12 protein-coding genes are annotated in these 16925 nt (G+C 71.2%); 7 read left to right on the forward strand and 5 right to left on the reverse strand.

All coding sequences use genetic code 11. The annotated features are described in order from the left end of the window. Nucleotides 1–4 precede the first annotated feature (4 nt). The 3 genes from H1D24_RS02370 to H1D24_RS02380 all read right to left on the reverse strand — a co-directional run bounded on the left by H1D24_RS02370 (nucleotide 5) and on the right by H1D24_RS02380 (nucleotide 4470). Nucleotides 5–2224 carry an MMPL family transporter gene (locus H1D24_RS02370; RefSeq protein ID WP_181655626.1) on the reverse strand — a complete coding sequence of 740 codons (2220 nt, stop codon included), beginning with the start codon at nucleotides 2222–2224 and terminating at the stop codon, nucleotides 5–7. A 231-nt stretch (nucleotides 2225–2455) separates the two neighbouring features. Further along, nucleotides 2456–3847, reverse strand: a complete 1392-nt coding sequence (locus tag H1D24_RS02375) for a DHA2 family efflux MFS transporter permease subunit (RefSeq protein WP_309484178.1) — start codon at nucleotides 3845–3847, stop codon at nucleotides 2456–2458. Beyond that, nucleotides 3844–4470, reverse strand: coding sequence for an NADPH-dependent FMN reductase (locus H1D24_RS02380; protein WP_181655627.1), 627 nt, complete (start codon nucleotides 4468–4470; stop codon nucleotides 3844–3846). Before H1D24_RS02380 ends, H1D24_RS02375 begins: the two co-directional genes overlap by 4 nt. A gap of 97 nt (nucleotides 4471–4567) precedes the next feature. On the opposite strand from H1D24_RS02380, the gene H1D24_RS02385 reads away from it, so the two are divergent. The 5 genes from H1D24_RS02385 to H1D24_RS02405 all read left to right on the forward strand — a co-directional run bounded on the left by H1D24_RS02385 (nucleotide 4568) and on the right by H1D24_RS02405 (nucleotide 9907). Continuing rightward, entirely contained in the window at nucleotides 4568–5191 is a 624-nt protein-coding gene (locus tag H1D24_RS02385) for a TetR/AcrR family transcriptional regulator (protein ID WP_181655628.1), read from the forward strand. 105 nt (nucleotides 5192–5296) lie between these two features. Next, nucleotides 5297–5869 (forward strand): hypothetical protein, encoded by a 573-nt coding sequence (locus tag H1D24_RS02390; RefSeq protein ID WP_181655629.1) that lies wholly within the window; start codon nucleotides 5297–5299, stop codon nucleotides 5867–5869. A 270-nt stretch (nucleotides 5870–6139) separates the two neighbouring features. After that, a complete protein-coding gene (locus H1D24_RS02395) occupies nucleotides 6140–6373 on the forward strand; it encodes a hypothetical protein (RefSeq protein WP_181655630.1) in 234 nt (77 codons plus the stop codon). Nucleotides 6374–6483: 110 nt separating this feature from the next. Then, nucleotides 6484–9576, forward strand: a complete 3093-nt coding sequence (locus tag H1D24_RS02400; protein ID WP_181655898.1) for a helix-turn-helix transcriptional regulator — start codon at nucleotides 6484–6486, stop codon at nucleotides 9574–9576. Nucleotides 9577–9622: 46 nt separating this feature from the next. Continuing rightward, a complete protein-coding gene (locus tag H1D24_RS02405; RefSeq protein ID WP_374064086.1) occupies nucleotides 9623–9907 on the forward strand; it encodes a DUF6191 domain-containing protein in 285 nt (94 codons plus the stop codon). A gap of 72 nt (nucleotides 9908–9979) precedes the next feature. On the opposite strand, the gene H1D24_RS02410 is transcribed toward H1D24_RS02405, so the two are convergent. Together H1D24_RS02410 and H1D24_RS02415 are read right to left on the reverse strand one after the other, a co-directional pair. After that, entirely contained in the window at nucleotides 9980–11146 is a 1167-nt protein-coding gene (locus H1D24_RS02410; RefSeq protein ID WP_181655631.1) for a PQQ-dependent sugar dehydrogenase, read from the reverse strand. Between the two features lie 172 nt (nucleotides 11147–11318). Further along, entirely contained in the window at nucleotides 11319–12413 is a 1095-nt protein-coding gene (locus H1D24_RS02415) for an aldo/keto reductase (protein WP_181655632.1), read from the reverse strand. 83 nt (nucleotides 12414–12496) lie between these two features. On the opposite strand from H1D24_RS02415, the gene H1D24_RS02420 reads away from it, so the two are divergent. Further along, entirely contained in the window at nucleotides 12497–13471 is a 975-nt protein-coding gene (locus tag H1D24_RS02420) for a 2-hydroxyacid dehydrogenase (protein ID WP_181655633.1), read from the forward strand. Between the two features lie 373 nt (nucleotides 13472–13844). Beyond that, the gene (locus H1D24_RS02425; RefSeq protein ID WP_181655634.1) at nucleotides 13845–16754 is read left to right on the forward strand and encodes a putative bifunctional diguanylate cyclase/phosphodiesterase; all 2910 of its coding nucleotides are present in this window, start codon (nucleotides 13845–13847) and stop codon (nucleotides 16752–16754) included. The last annotated feature ends 171 nt before the right edge of the window (nucleotides 16755–16925 follow it).

Below are 16925 nucleotides of genomic sequence, written 5' to 3' on the forward strand. Positions count from 1 at the left end.
CGGCTCAGCGGACGGGCACGGGCTCCGGTTCCGGCCGGCCGACGGGGGCGAGGGCCGAGGGGGCGGGAACGTCCCGGTCGAGTGTTTCGCCCTCTACATCGACGTGGGGCAGGAGCCGGTCGAGCCGGCGGGGCAGGTACCAGGCCTTGTCGCCGAGTAGGGCAAGGACGGCTGGCACGATGGCCATGCGGACGATGAAGGCGTCGAAGAGGACAGCGATGGCCAGTCCGAAGCCGATCATTTTGATCATGGACTCCTGGGCGCCGACGAAGCCGGAGAAGACGGCCATCATGATCAGCGCGGCGGCGACCACGACGCGCGCGCTGTAGCGGAACCCGGTGACGATGGCCTGGCCGGGCCGGTCCCCGTGGACGTACGCCTCGCGCATCCGCGAGACGAGGAACACCTCGTAGTCCATGGCGAGGCCGAAGACGATGCCCACCAGGAAGATCGGCATGAGGCTCATGATGGGGCCGGTCTGCTCGACACCGAGGAGTTCCGCTCCGTGGCCCTGCTGGAAGACCGCGATGACGGAACCGAGGGCGGCGAGGACCGACAGCAGGAAGCCGAGCGCTGCCTTCAGCGGCACCAGCAGGGACCGGAAGACGAGCAGCAGGAGCACGATGGCCAGGCCCACGACGACGGCGAGGTAGGGGATGAGGGCGTCCTGGACCTTCTGGGCGACATCGATGTTCAGCGCGGTGGTGCCGGTGACCTCGAAACTCGCCCCCGACTCGGACTCGACGCCGGGGCGTTCGCCGCGGATGGTCTGGACGAGGTCCTTGGTCTTCTCGTCGGTGGGGCTCGTCGAGGGGGTGGCGGAGAACACCGCGGTGTCACCGTCGGGGTTGAAGCGGGCCGGGGAGACGGAGACGACGCCGTCGGTGGCGGCGATCTCCTTGGAGATCGTGGACACGGCGGTCTTCGGGTTCTCGGCATCGCGGGCGTCGACGACGATGGTGAGGGGCCCGTTGAAGCCAGGGCCGAAGCCCTCGGCGAGCGCGTCGTAGGCCCGGCGTTCGGTGCTGGAGGTGGGCTTGGCCTCATCGCCGGGCATGCCGAGCTGAAGGTCCATCACCGGTGTGGCGATCGCGCCCAGGCCCACGACACCGAGCAGGAGCACCGGAATCGGATGCCGCACCACGAGCCGGGCCCAGCGGCTGCCGCCGTTGTGTGCGTCGGTTTGCGCGATCTTGCCGCGCTTGCGGGCGGAGCGTGACAGTACGGCGTTGGACCAGAAGCCGAGGATGGCCGGGACCAGGGTGAGCGAGATGAGGACGGCGACGACGACGGCGCCGGCGGCGGCCAGGCCCATCTTGGTGAGCATCGGGATGCCGACCACCGACAGCCCCGCCAGGGCGATGACGACGGTGAGTCCGGCGAAGACGACGGCGGACCCGGCGGTGCCGGCGGCCAGGCCTGCCGCATCCCTGGGTGCGTGGCCCCTGGCGCGTTCCTCGCGGTAGCGGGAGACGACGAAGAGGGCGTAGTCGATGCCGCAGGCCAGGCCGAGCATGGTGGCCAGGGTGCCGGTCGTCTCCGAGAGCCCGAAGGTGCTGCCCAGGGCGAGGATCGAGGCCATGCTGACGCCGACGCCGAGGACGGCGGTGAGCAGGGGCAGCCCTGCTGCGGCCAGTGAGCCGAAGGTGATCAGCAGGACGACGGCGGCGATGGCGATGCCGATCGCTTCGGCCGCTCCGCCCGCCGACGGCTGGGTCGCCAGCGCGTCCCCGCCGACCTCCACCGTCAGCCCCGCCTCCTGGGCCTGGTGCACGGCATCCTCGAGCGTCGTCTTACTGGCGTCGGTGAGGTCGTCCGCCCTGTCCTTGAAGGTGACGGTCGAGTACGCGGTGGAGGCGTCCTTGCTCACCGCCTTGGCCTGGAAGGGGTTCACCGCGCCGGCGACCTGTGAGCCCTCGGCCGCCTCGTCCACGGTCTTGTCGATGGCCGCCTTGTTGTCGGCCGCGGTGACTTTCTGGCCGTCCGGGGCGATGAAGACGATCCTGGCGACCGCTCCGTCGGCCGAGGATCCGGGGAAGCGCTGCTCCAGCAGGTCGAAGGCCTTCTGGGACTCGATGCCCGGCATCGAGAAACCGTCGTCGGGGGCGGTGGGAGCCTTGGCGGGGCTGAAGCCGACGGCAACCAGGATCGCCACCCACCACAGGGCGACGTACCAGCGCCATCGGAAGGCAAGACGGCCCAGTCGATACAGGAAAGTAGCCACGGCAGGGAGGCCTCCACATCTGGTGTCGGGGACCTCCCCAGGCTGTCCGTGCCGGGCCTGTCGCGTCGTCGTGCGCCTGCCGACAATCCCGGCTACTGAGAAGGCAGTACGCCGGCACGCGCGCGTAGTGGTGACGCAGACGTCCCCCGCCGGTTCCGCCGACCCGAAGCCTTGCCGTGGAGCAGTGGATCGGACGACGGAAACCGAACTTCCCCTGGGTTTTTGTGCAGCTCAGGGCCTACGTCCTGACAGCCGCACCGCCCCCGCCAGCGACAGCGCCATCAGCCCCGCCCCGCATACCAGCGTCGTACGGAAGCCGTCCGTCGCCGTCAGCAGCAGAGCCGTCAGCGCCGTGCCGACAGCGGCCGCGACCTGAAGGATGATGTTCAGCGCCGTGCTTCCCGCCGCGACTTCGCCGTCCGCGAGACCGCGCGTCGCCGACGCCATGACCGGCATGTTCGTCATGCCGACGCCCGTGCCCATGAGGGCGAGTGAGGCGACGAGGCGCCAGTACGGCGTGTCGGGCCCGGCCTGGAGGGCGAAGGCGGCGAACCCCCCGACGGCGACCAGCACGCCCGGCACCACGATCGTGCGCGGCGCGACCCGGTCCGAGATCCGGCTGGAGATCTGCATCACCGTGCCGCTGAACAGGAACTGGGGCGCCATCAGAAGCCCGGCCTCGGTGGCGGAGAGCCCGCGCTCCTGCTGCCAGTACAGCGGTACGAGGACCATCGAGCCGAAGTACGCGGCCGAGAACGGCACCATGGCGGCCACCGCCCGGCCGAACGAGGGCCTGGCAAGGAGCCGGGGATCGAGCAACGGATGCCTGGTCCGCAGCGCCCGGGCGGAGAAGGCGGCCACGAGTACCGCACCCGCGACGACCGGGACGATCACCTCCGCGGCGCCGAAGCCGCCGTGCTCGCCGCCCATCGTCAGCCCGTACAGCAGGGCCGCGAGACCGGGCGACAGCATCAGCAGCCCCGGCACGTCCAACGGCCTCCGGGTCCGGCCCTCGTCCGCGGGACCGCGCAGGACGCGGGCGCCGAGCAGCAGCGTGAGCGCGCCCACGGGCACGTTGACGAAGAAGATCCAGCGCCACGAGAGCGAGTCCGTGAGTACACCCCCGAGGACCGGGCCGGTCATCGGGCCGATGAGCACGGGTATGCCGAGGATGCCCATCATCGTGCCCTTGCGCTCCGGTGGGGCGGCGCGCAGGACGACGGCCATCGCGACCGGCATGATCATGCCGCCGCCGAGTCCCTGCAGCACCCGGAAGGTGATCAGTGAACCGGCGTTCCAGGCCAGCCCGGTGAGGCCCGAGCCGAGGGTGAACAGCGCGACCGCGGTGAGGAACACCCGCTTGGCGCCGAACCGTCCGACCGCCCATGCGGATACGGGGATGACGGTCGCCAGCGCGAGCGAGTATCCGGTCACCGGCCACTGGATGACGGAGAGGGGAGCGTCGAAGGAGCGGGACAAGTGGCCCAGAGCGACGTTGACGATGGTCATGTCGAGCACTGTCATGAACGAGCCGAGGACCACGACCCCCACCACGGCCAGGACGTGCCGGGACAGGGCGGGGGACGCGGGCGGGCCGGACTTCGTCGGCAGCGTCGCGCTCACCGCGCGGAGTAGGGCGCGTTGGCGCGTCCGGCCCGCAGGGTGCGCCCCCACCAGCCGATCTGGTCCAGCATCCCCTTGGCGGCGCCCTCGGGGATGTCCGGCCGCAGCAGGCTTCCGTCCTCCGCGAAGTTCTCCCACGCCATGTGGAAGCTCACCGTGTCCCGCACGGTGACCGCGTGCAATTCGGCGAAGACCAGCCGCAGTTGCTCGACCGCCCGCAGTCCACCGCCGAGGCCTCCGTACGACACGAAGCCGACCGGCTTGGCCTGCCACTGGGTGAAGTGCAGGTCGATGGCGTTCTTCAGGGGCGCCGGGAAGCTGTGGTTGTACTCGGGCGTGATGACGACGAAGGCGTCGGCGGCGGCCAGCCGCGGTGTGAGCGCGTCGAGGACGGGGTCGGCCGGGGGCTCGATGCCCGTGACGTCCGGCAGCGGGTGCTCGGCCAGATCGATCGCGTCGAGCGCCAGATCGCCGCGCTGCTCGGCGAACCGCAGGAACCAGTCGGTGACGACGGGCCCGAAGCGGCCCTCGCGGGTGGAGCCCGTGAGGACGGCGACGCGGAGCGGGGTGTGCGTGGAGCTCGAAGTGGCCGACCCGGGCGAGGAGTTCGAGGGATTCGTCATGCCAAGTAAAGTACAACGTGTATGGCACTGATTACAACGCTCATTGTAAACCGTGCGCAGTGGATACCGTTGCGGCCGACAGGAAGGGGCAGAACACGTGGGACAGGGGCTCGCGGAGAAGCGGCAGGCGATCGTGCTGGGGGCGCGCCGGGTCTTCGGGCGTGACGGCTACACCCGCAGCAGCATCGACTCCATCGCCAAGGAGGCGGGCGTCTCCACCCGCACGATCTACAACCACTTCCCGGGCGGCAAGGCCGAACTCTTCCGGGTGGTGGTCGAGGAGGGCTCCGCGCAGGTCGTCCAGGCCCATCTGGACGCCATCGACCGCCGGCTCCACAAGGTCACGGACCTGGAGGCCGACCTCGTCGTCTTCGCCCAGGCCTGGACCGAGCCCGCGAAGCGGTACCCCGACCACTTCGCGGTCGTACGCCAGCTGCGTGCCGAAGTCGGACACATCCCCCAGGAGTTCCTGCACGCGTGGCGCAGCTCGGGGCCGCAGCGCGCCCTGGTCGCGGTGGCGGAGCGCTTCCGGGAGCTGGCGGAGGAGGGACTCCTCGACGCACCGGATCCCGAGCAGGCGGCGGGCCACTTCCTTCAGTTGGTCGCCGGTGAGATCACCGACCGGACGTATCACGGGGCGCTCCCGATCTCCGACGACGAGCGGGACGCGCTGATCGCCGCGGGGGTCAGGGCGTTTCTGCGCGGTTATCTGCCGCGCTGAGCCGCTTCGCGGACCCACAGCCCCCGCATTCGAACTTCGTACGGCGGGGCCGGGGCTAAACGATCATTAAGAGAGTTCTCAGACTCCGTCCGTACGGTGCGGAGCATGGGTACCAAGACAGCTGAGGCAGCCGGAAACAAGGCCGGGGACGAGGTCGACACGGTCGACGAGCAGACCGCGGGGACCGAAGCGGAGGAGAGCACCCCGGAGGCCGCCGACGCCGACGTGGAAACGGGCGCGGACTCGGAGGCCGGACCGGCCGCCGAAGAGACGGCCGCCAAGGCGTCCACCGGCGTCGGCCAGGGCGCTGCCGCCGTCGTATCCGCCGCGCTCGGCCTGGTCTCGCTCACCGGTAGCTGGGTGGGCACCGTGGGTCAGGCGCGCGACTCCCTGTACGGCCAGCTGGAAGTGGCGTCGGGTTCGAGCGTCGCCACGCAGATCAAGCAGATCTACGCCGACTCCTGGAACGTCAACGCGCTGGTCGCCGGCCTCTTCGCGCTCGCCGCCCTGATCGTCGGCGTCGTGGTGCTGGTGCGGCCCGCGTTCGGCAACCCCGACCGGGTCCAGGTGCCCTGGATCAAGTCCGTCGCATGGGCGGGTGTGTCGCTCGGCTTCATCGGCCTGCTACTGGCCGCCGCCAAGTACTCGGACCTCATCCTCGCCATGCCGTCCACCTGATCGGTCCGAGCCCTTTCATCGGTTGATCGGTCTGATCGGGGGTCTGATCGGTCTGATCGGCTTGATCGGTCTGATCGGTCTGATCGGCCGCACTTCCTGAGGGCCTTGGGGCCGTCGTCCGGCTGCGTAAGCAGCCCTCACGACGGGCCTAAGGCCCCTCGGCATGCAAGATGCGGCACTCTCCCGATGTGGCGGGGGCCCCTGGGCGACGAAGGTTGAGGCATCGCAGAGAGCGACGCCGAGAAACCGACTCGTCACAAGGGGTACGGGATGTTCGAGTACGAGATGCACCAGGAACGCCACGCTGAGCTGATCCGCGAGGCCGAGCGCAGCCGGCTGCTGCGGGAGGTGCGTGAGGCCCGCAAGGCCGCCCGCGCCGCCCGCCGCTCTGCACGCGACGAAGGCGAAGGGCAGGTGAGTACGCAGAATACGCAGGGGTCCCAGGGAGGCACCCACGGCGGGAGCCAGGAGCCACGCCGGTCGCAGTACGCCCCCACGGCGTGAACGGCGCCGAGCGCGGGGAAGCCGCCGGGGTGATCGCCGCTCCCGGCAACGCGGTGGCCCAGAGCCCCGCTTCGCGAATATCGAGTGCCGCGGTGTCAGACCCCTGTGCGATGCTCGGCGATGTGGAGACCAGGTCCGTCAGCCCGGTGTTCGTCGGCCGCACCGACGAACTGGGCGTACTGAACGATGCGCTCGCCCGTGCCGCCGGCCGGAGCGCCTTCCCGTCGCCGCGCGCCGCGGGCGAGCTGCCCGGCGAGCCTCAGGCGTTGCTGGTCGGCGGTGAGGCCGGGGTCGGCAAGACCCGGCTCATCGAGGAGTTCGCCGCCAGGGCCCGCATCGAGGGCGCCGTCGTGGCGGTCGGCGGCTGTGTCGAAATAGGCGCCGACGGCCTGCCCTTCGCGCCGTTCTCCACAGCGCTGCGCGCGCTGCGCACACAGCTGCCCGACGAGCTGGCCGCCGCGGCCAGCGGACAGGAGGAGGAACTGGCGCGGCTTCTCCCCGAGCTGGGTGAGGCACCCCGCCGACTCCACGGCCGGCACGACGAGGAGGGCATGGCCCGCCTCTTCGAGCTCACCGCGCGCCTGCTCGAGCGGCTCGCCGCGGACCGCCCGATCGTCGTCGTCCTGGAGGACCTGCACTGGGCCGACGCCTCGACCCGCCACCTCCTCGCCTACCTCTTCCGTACGCTGCGCAGCGGCCGCCTCGTCGTCATCGCCACCTACCGCGCGGACGACATCCACCGCCGCCACCCGCTGCGTCCTCTGCTCGCCGAGCTCGACCGGCTCCGCAGTGTCCGGCGCATCGAGCTGGCCCGCTTCAGCCGCGACGAGGTGGGCCGCCAGATCGCCGGAATCCTCGCCCAGGAGCCCGAGCCGTCCCAGGTCGACGACATCTTCGAACGGTCCGACGGCAACGCCTTCTTCGTCGAGGAGCTCGCCGTGGCCGCGCACGAGGGCTGCAGCCCGGGACTCACCGACTCCCTCCGCGATCTGCTGCTGGTCCGCGTCGAGGCGCTGCCCGAGCACGCCCAGCGGGTCGCACGTGTCGCGGCCGAGGGCGGATCCACCGTCGAGTATCCGCTGCTCGCGGCCGTGGCGGGGCTCACCGAGGACGACCTCATCGAGGCACTGCGGGCCGCGGTCGGCGCCAACCTCCTGCTGGCCACGCCCGACGGCGACGGCTACCGCTTCCGGCACTCCCTCGTCCGCGAGGCCGTCAGCGACGATCTGCTGCCCGGTGAGCGCTCCCGCCTCAACCGGCGCTATGCCGAGGCCCTGGAGGCCGACCCGTCGCTCGTCCCGGCCGATCAGCGCGCCACCCGTCTTGCCAGCTACTGGTACCACGCGCACGACGCGGCGAAGGCCCTGCCTGCCGTGCTGCGCGCCTCCGTCGAGGCCCGCCGCCGGCATGCCTACTCCGAGCAGCTGCGGCTCCTGGAGCGGGCGATGGAGCTGTGGGACGCGGCCCCCGAGGACGTTCGCGCGGAGCTGCGTCCCGTCGACTACACCGAGGTCTACCCTCCCTGCGGCTGCGACCCGGCCACCACACCGCTGCGCTACCTGGACCTGATGGCCGAGGCCGCCGTCGCGGGCAGGCTGTGCGGGGAGCGCGAGCGCGCCCTGAAGATCACCAAGCGGGCGCTGCGGCTGCTCGAGGAGGAGAGCGACCCTCTCCGTGCCGCCTGGTTCTGGGTGCAGCGGTCCAGTCTGGTGCGCAACCAGGGCCGCGGCGACGGCTGGAAGGAGCTCGCCACCGCCCAGGAACTGGTGCGCGGGCTGCCGCCGTCCGAGGTGCACGCCGATGTCCTGGCCAACGTCGCGGGCTGGTCCATGCTGCACGAGCCGGGCCCGGACGCCCTGACGGCCGCGGAGCGCGCCGTGGAGTACGCCCGCATGGTCGGAGCCCGCGACATCGAGATGACCGCGCGGCTCACCCGGGGTGGCCTCATGGTCGACGCAGGCGATGTGGAGGCCGGGCTCGCCGAGATGTACGCGGTCAAGGAACGGGTCATCGAGCTCGGCGCCCCCGCCCTCATCGGCCGCTGCCATGTGAACCTGCCGTCCCATCTGGAAGGAGTCGGCCGCTCACGGGAGGCCGTCGACATCCTGAAGGAGGGTGTCGAGCTCTGCCGCAGGCTCGGCGTGCTGGACTCCGAGGCGTGGGTGTGGAGCAACCTCTCGGAGTCCCTGTACGCGCTCGGCCGGTGGGACGAGGCGGCCGACGCCGCGACACGCGCGCAGCGCACCGGTCAGAGTGCCAAGTCCCGGGCCATGGGTGCCACACGGTTCGCCTATCTCGCCCTGGCCCGTGGTCAGATCGCCGAGGCGGCCCGCCACCTGGCCGCCGCCCATGACCACTACGGCACGCACGACACCATGCCGCAGCAGTCCCTGCCGCTCTCCCGCATCGCGATCGGCGTCGCCGCGGGCGAGGGCCGCATATTCGACGCCCGCGCCGAGCTCGACGGGGTCCTCGCCGCGGGCTTCCCGCTCGGCACCCAGCGCTACGGCTGGCCGCTGCTGCTGGCGGCCGCCACGACCGAGGCCGACGCCCGCGGTCTCCCGGTCGCCGAGGCCGGCCGCGCCGAGGTCCTGGACCGCATCCGCTCCACCGCCAAGTCGCTCACCACGGGTGTCCCGGTGTGGTCCGCGTACGAACAGTGGGTCCGCGCGGAGTTGCGGCGCGCCGAGGGTCGCGACGTCATCGAGGTCTGGGCGGAGGTCGTCGAGGCGTTCCGTCCGCTGGAGCGCCCCTACGACCTCGCCCGCGTCCGGTACCGGCTGGCCGAGGCCATCCTGGTCCGCGGAGAGGGCGAGGACGGCCGCGCCGAAGCCGCCGAACTGCTACGGAACTCCCTGGCCGTCGCCGACCACCTCGGCGCCCGCCCGCTCGCCGAGTCGGTGGCGCTGCTCGCCCAGCGCGCCCGCCTGACACTGACCCGTGCCGAGGCACCCGCCCCTGCCGACCCGGCCGATTCCCTGGGCCTGACCAGCCGGGAGAGGGACGTCCTACGCCTGGTCGCCCTGGGCCGAACGAACCGCCAGATAGCCGAGGAGCTGTTCATCTCCCCGAAGACGGCCAGCGTCCATGTTTCCAACATCCTGGCCAAGCTGGGCGTCTCGGGCCGGGGCGAGGCTGCGGCGATGGCGCATCGGCTGCGGCTGTTTCCCGAGGAGCCCGGGGACCGGCTCGCCGTCGGATGACGGCCGGCAGACGACCGCCGGATGACGGCCGGCAGACGAGGAGTCCGTGGCGGTCATCGGCCAGTCGCTGATCGACGACGAGTATCGAGGACCGGAGTCCCGGTCCGGGGAGGTGCAGATGTTCAACGCCTTTGAGGAGCTCTTCGCACCGGGACGCAAGCACACCCAGGATGAGCAGAACCGGCTGGAACTGACCCGTCAGGACGCCGAGGACGGCGATCCAGGGCGCGGCCCGATCGACCTTGCTTCGGGCAAGGTCGTCGTACGACCGCCTGCACCGGCGGCCCAGGAACCGGTCGAGGGCGGATCCGCCGAGTCCGACCAGGACTGACGCACGTCCTGCACCGTCCGGCGCCTACCGTCCTGCACCGTCCGGCGCCTACCGTCCTGCACCGTCCGGCGCCTACTTCACCTCCACCTCGAGGATCCGGTCGTCCCCGGCCTCCGGCGTCCCCCGGGTGTCCGTCTCACTCGTCACGAGCCACAGCTTGTCTCCGCCGGCGGGCACCACCGTGCGCAGCCGCCCGTACGTTTCCTCGAGGAACGCCTGCGGGTCGGCCGACACCTCCGCGCCGTCGAGGGGGATCCGCCACAGCCGCTTGCCCTGCAGCCCGGCCATCCAGATCGACCCCTCGGCGTACGCGATGCCGCTGGGTGATGCCTCGGTCGTGGTCCATTGGGCCACCGGGTCGTGGAAGCGGGACCCGCCGCCCTTGCCCTCCACCTCGGGCCAGCCGTAGTTGTCACCGGGCTTGATCAGGTTGAGCTCGTCCCAGGTGTTCTGCCCGAACTCGGACGCCCACAGGCGTTTGTCCTTATCCCAGGCGAACCCCTGCACATTGCGGTGCCCGTACGAGTACACGGGTGAGTCGTCACCGAACGGATTGCCCGGCGCGGGTTCGCCGTCCGGCGTGAGGCGGAGGATCTTGCCGCCCAGCGACTCCTTGTCCTGCGCCAGGCCGGTGTCCCCCGTCTCGCCGGTGCCGGCGTACAGCATCTTGTCCGGGCCGAACGCGATCCGGCCGCCGTTGTGGATGAAGCCCTTCGGGATGCCCTTGAAGACCGTGTCGGGCGCGCCCAGCTGCTCGCCGGCCGGTTTCTTCCCGTCGTACAGCATGCGGGCGATACGGTTGTCCGACTCGGTCGTGAAGTACGCGTAGACCATGTGGTCCGAGGCGTACTCGGGGGAGAGGGCGAGACCCATCAGGCCGCCCTCGCCGGCCGGGGCCACGCCGGGTACCGAGCCGACCTCCGTCTTCTTGCCGCTGTCCGCGTCGACGCGGGTGATCGTCCCCTCGTCGCGTGACGACACCAGCAGGTCGCCGTCGGGCAGCGGGGCGAGGCCCCACGGGGACTTCAGATCCTCGGTGACCGTGCGGACGACCTTCGCGGACCCCTTGGCGGGCGGGACCTCCTCGTCCGCCGCGCCCGAGGGCGAGGACACCGCTTTCGACGTACTCGGGGACGAGCTCCTGCCGTCGTCCGACCCATCCCCGTCGCCGGAGGAGCACCCACCCGCCAGCAGGAGCGCGGCAGCGGCCAGTACGGCGGTCACGGCTCGACGTTCCATGATCGGATCCCTTCGACACGACACGACACGACACGACACGACACGACACGACACGACATCGACACGGCGGCTTTCCCTGTCTACACCGCTGAGGTGTCCGAAGTTCCCGAAGGCACCAAGTTTCCGGCCTGGCCCAGCGGAATCCGGCCCCGCGGCCGCCCCGAGGACACGGTCAGTCCCACGACCCCCGCGCCGCCGACAACGCGGCGATCTCCCCGAGGTCCTGCCGCGTCAACTGCAGTCCGGCGGCACCCGCGTTCTCGACGGCCCACCGCTCGTGCTTGGCGCCAGGCACCGGCACCACATGCCGGCCCTGCGCAAGCACCCAGGCCAGCGCCACCTGAGCCGTGGTCACCCGGCGCCCGCCCCCGAGTCCCGCACCGTGTCCGCCCCCGAGTCCCTCACCGTGTCCGCCCCCGCGCCCGTCCGCGTGCCCCGACCCGTCTCCGCCCCCACCCCCATGCCGCTCCGCTATTCGTCGCAGCCCCGCCACGATCGGCTGATTCGCCGCCATCATCTCCGCCGTGAAGCGGGGGTGGCGGGCCCGTACGTCGTCCGGTTCGAAGCCCTCGCCGGGCGTCAGCGTGCCCGTGAGGAAGCCGTTCCCCAGGGGCATCGCCGCCAGGAAACCCAGGCCCCGCGCCTCGCACCACGGCAGCAGCGCGTCCAGCGCCTCGGGGGACCACACCGACAGCTCGGCCTCCACCGCGCTCACCGGGAAGACCTGCTGCACGCGCTCCAGCAGCCGGATCGTTCCGTCATGCAGCCCGGACCCCATGCGCCGTGACGCGCGGGCCCCTACCGCGCACACCCCCAGCGCCCGTACCTTCCCGGCCGTGACGAGCTCGGCCATCGCGCCCCAGGTCTCCTCGACGGGCACCTCGGGATCGGCGCGGTGCAGCTGGTACAGGTCGATGGTGTCCGTCTGCAGCCGGCGCAGCGAGGCGTCGCAGGCCCGCTTCACGTAGCCCGGGCGGCCGTTGGCCACGATGTGCTGCTCGCCCACCAGCAGCCCGCACTTGGTCGACACGAACGCGTCCCCGCGCCGCTCCTTGAGCACCCGGCCGACCAGCAGCTCGTTGGTGAACGGGCCGTACATGTCCGCGGTGTCCAGCAGCGTCGAGCCCCGGTCCAGGGCGGCGTGCACCGTGCGCAGCGACTCGTCGCCGCGCTGCCGGGAGGCGCTGTACGCCCAGCTCATCGGCATGCACCCGAGTCCGATCGCGCCCACTTCGAGCGCTGCCGCGCCGATCGTCCTGCGCTCCACCTGCCGATTCCTCCCACTGCCTCTCCGAGAGGCTCCCCAAACTAACCTCTGCGCCTGCCGGGTCTTCGCATAGCCTCCTGACCATGACTGCAGATGTGTGGCTCCCCATCCCTCCCGACGAGATCGAAGGCCTGCCCGAGACCTTCAACTACCGCTTCTGGGATGGAGGACCGGGCCGCGGGGACAATGCTGGAGCAGGCAGCCGCGACTACCCGGCGGACCCGCGGGACTGTGTCTTCTACGCCGTGCCGTACATGCGGCCTGCATCGGTGAAGACGGAGCCGATGCTGGCCATGCCGGCGGTCCAGGTCGTCCAGACGATGACCGCCGGCGTCGACGACGTTCTCGGTGTCGCGTCGCGGCTTCCTGCAGGGGTGCGGCTGTGCAATGCGCGCGGGGTCCACGAGGCCAGTACGGCCGAGCTGGCGCTGGCGCTCACGCTGGCCTCGCTCCGCGGCATCCCGGACTTCGTCAGGGCGCAGCAGACGGGGACCTGGCAGAGCGGCTTCCGTCCGGCGCTCGCCGACAAGTCGGTCCTCATCATGGGATACGGGGCCATCGGCAGCGCCGTGGAGGACCGGCTCGTGCCGTTTGAGTGTGCGCGGGTGGCGCGCGTCGCGCGCTCCGCCCGCGATTCGGAGCGCGGTCCCGTGCATCCCATCTCCGATCTGCCGCAACTCCTGCCCCACGCCGACGTGGTGATCCTGACGACTCCGCTCACGCCGGAGACGAGGGGCCTGGTGAACGCCGGATTCCTGGCGAGCATGAAGAATGGGGCGCTGCTCGTGAACGTCGCGCGCGGGGCCGTCGTCGACACCAAAGCCCTGCTCGCGGAGGTGGAGAGCGGCCGGATCAGCGCGGCCCTCGATGTGACCGACCCCGAGCCGCTGCCGCCCGGCCATCCGCTGTGGAAGGCGCCCGGTGTGCTGATCAGTCCCCATGTGGGTGGTCCGACGTCTGCGTTCCTGCCGCGCGCAAAACGCCTTCTCGTCGCACAGCTGAACCGTTTCGCGGCGGGCGAGCCGTTGGACAACGTGGTGCTCACGACCGGCCAATAGTTCCGCTTTGGACACCCTCCGCAGTGCGTCGGCTTCATAGTGTGTTCAGACACCACCTGGTCCGTCACGCAGCGTAGAGGAGCTATGTCGCTCAGTGACGAGACTGGTGTATCGTCCCCGACAGGGGTAGCGCCGGGCGGAGTTCGGCGCGGGGGCGAGAGATCGGACAGCGAGGGGGGCGACGGGCGATGCACGGCCTATGGACCAACGATCCGACGCGGCGGGGGCGACGGGCACACGCCTGCCCCACACACACCCACAGACGCAGCCGCGGTCACGCCGATCGCACTGATCGCGGACAGCGCGGTCACAGGCACCACCCGGACCCGGGCGGGCGGGGGCGGAGGACAGCGGCGGCGACCGGAGCAACCCGGTGAGCTCGCGCCCGACCCCCGTCGCCGTGCTGGGCGGAGCGCTCAGGGCGCTGCTCCCGGCCGAGGGTCGCCTGCCGCTCCCGGCGGACGCCGGCAGCCGGATGAGGATGCGCAAGCCGCAGCTCGTGCTGGTGCTGGTGTGCGCCGCCTACACCGCAGGATCCGCGTTCGGCTGGGGTTCGGACCTCCTCGCGATGATCATGGGCGACTTCGGCCTGAGCGCCGCCGCTGCCGCCGCCGCGGTCTCGTGCTTCCGCTTCGCTCGCAGCCGCCACAGCCGTTTCCGCCCGGCGTGGCTGTTGTTCGCGCTCTCGTCCGCGATGTCGGCCCTCGGCAACGGCGTCTGGGGCTGGTACGAGGTCGTCCTCAACAGCCCGATGCCGACGCCGAGTTATGCCGATCTGTTCTTCCTGTGCTTCGCGCCGCCGGCCATCGTCGGGCTGCTGGTGCTCGCCAAGCGCCCGGTGACCAGGTCCGGCTGGTTCTGCCTCGTGCTGGACGCCTGGCTCATCGGCGGCTCGCTGCTGACGCTGTCGTGGAGCCTCGCGCTGGCGCAGACCGCGCAGTCCGAAGGGCGGGGCGTGGCACAGGCCGCGTTCACCCTCGCCTACCCCCTGCTGGACATCGCCCTGGTCAGCATGGTGCTCGCCCTGCACTTCAGGCGCACCTCGGCCAACCGAGCCGCGGTGAACACCGCCATAGGAGCACTTGCCCTGACGGTGATGTGCGATGCGCTGTTCACCTCGCCGCTGCTGCACGACAGTTACCGCTCCGGTCAGATACTGGACGCCGGCTGGTTCGCGGGATCCCTGCTCCTCGCCTACGCCCCCTGGGCCGGACGCCGGCCCGGGCAGCCGGAGGAGGAAGACCACGCACGCGTGGAGCACGGCCACGCCCACGGACACCCCTACGGCGACGGACAGGGCTGGTATCCGGCCACGCGACCGCTCATGAGCTCGCTGGCCGCCCTCACGCCCTATCTTGCCGCTACCGTCTGCACGCTGGGCATCCTCTACAACGTCCTCAACGGCCGCAGCGTCGACCGCGTCATGCTCTTCACCGCCTGCACGGTCGTCCTCGCGCTGGTGGTGCGCCAGGGCATCATGCTCCTCGACAACCTCAGGCTGACCCATGAACTGGCCCAGAAGGAGAACCACTTCCGCTCCCTGGTGCAGGGTTCCAGCGACGTCATCATGATCGCCGCACCGAACGGCGTCCTGAGGTACGTCAGCCCGGCCGCCGCGGGTGTCTACGGCCGTGAGGCCCACGAGCTGGTCGGCTCCGAGCTCGCCGCGCTCATCCACCCCGAGGACCTCGGCCGCGTCGTCCACGAGGTACGCCGTTTCCTCGCCGCCAGCCAGATCGAGGAGCCCACGACCCGTATCGAGTGCCGCTTCAAGTCGGGCACCGGCGACTGGCTCAACGTGGAGTCGACGGTCAACCGCCACCACGGCGGCCTCATCCTGAACAGCCGGGACGTGACCGAACGGGTCCGCCTGCAGGCGCAGTTGCAGCACAACGCCGAGCACGACCCGCTCACCGACCTGCCCAACCGAGCCCTGTTCACCAAGCGCGTCAGCCACGCGCTCGGCGGCCGCCGCAGCTCCGACCGCGGCACCGCGGTGCTCTTCATCGACCTCGACGGCTTCAAGGCCGTCAACGACCGCCTCGGCCACCAGGCCGGCGACGAGCTCCTCGTCCAGGCAGCGCGCCGGCTCCAGGAGGCCGTACGGAAAGGGGACACGGCCGCCCGCCTCGGCGGTGACGAGTTCGCGGCCCTCATCGTGGGCGACGGCACCCGCGACCGCGCGGCACGCGAACAGCACATACTGGAGCTCGCCGACCGGCTGAGAATGATCCTTTCCCAGCCCTACGCCGTCGACGGCGGTGACGTCCGGGTCGCCGCCTCCATCGGTGTCGCCTTCGCCGAACCGGGACTCTCGGCGGGCGAGCTCCTGCGCAACGCCGATCTTGCGATGTACCGCGCCAAGGCCGCGGGCAAGGACCGTGTCGAGCTGTACGCGCCTCAGATGCAGACCGACGTCGTCCGCAGGACGGAGCTCGCGGGCAGGCTGCGCAGCGCGCTGCACGACGGGGAGTTCGTGCTGCTCCACCAGCCCGTGGTCTCCCTCGCCACCGGCCGGATCAGCGCGGTCACCGCAGGGCCCCGCTGGCGCTCCGCCCAGGGCATCCTCTTCACGCCCGACGAGTTCCTGCGCGGCGCCGAGGACAGTGAGCGCACCGCGGAGCTCGGCCGCTGGACGCTGGAGGAGGCCGTCAAGCAGGCCGCCGACCGCGGCAGCGCCGGACTCGCCGTGCCTGTGACCATCCGGATGAGCGCGCGCCGCCTGCTGGACCGCACCATGCCGCTGAGCTCCGTCGAGGCGCTGCTCACCCGGCACGGGCTGGCCTCCGGCGCCCTGGTCGTCGAGCTCGCCGACAGCGACCCCCGGGTCTCGCTGGACGAGGTCGAGCGCCGGCTGACGGTGCTGCGCCGGCTCGGTGTCCGTATCGCCCTGGACCCCTTCGGCAGCGGCTACGCGGCGATCACCGCACTGCGCCGGCTCCCCGTCGACGTACTCAAGCTGGACCGGGGCCTGGTCGAGGGCGTCGTCGAGTCCGCGCGGCTGCACAAGATCACCAGCGGGCTGCTCCGCATTGCAGCCGACCTGGGGCTGCACTCCGTCGCGGACGGTGTGGACCTGCCCGAGCAGGTCGTCGCTCTACGCGCGATGGGCTGTACGCACGGTCAGGGCAAGGCCTTCTCCGGCCCCCTGGACGAGTACCGGCTGCGACGCGCCCTGACCGCAGGCCGCTTCCCCGTACCGCACGGGCCGGTCGAACCCGTATTCGCGGGGGGAGCACCACCACCACGTTCACATGATGAGACTCCTGTCCCACCTACTTGACAGGCGCAGCGCCCCGGGGAGAGGGTCAGTGCCATGCGCACCCGAATTCTCGTACTTGGAAAGCGCGTCGGCTGAAGCTGGGACCACCGGACGATCACGGTCACCCAGCGCCCGCACCCGACGCGCTCCCCTCGCTTGCCTCCCGGCACGAGGGGTTTTTTGTTGCACCAA

It is taken from the genome of Streptomyces himalayensis subsp. himalayensis, from assembly GCF_013778455.1.
Lineage (GTDB): Bacteria > Actinomycetota > Actinomycetes > Streptomycetales > Streptomycetaceae > Streptomyces > Streptomyces himalayensis.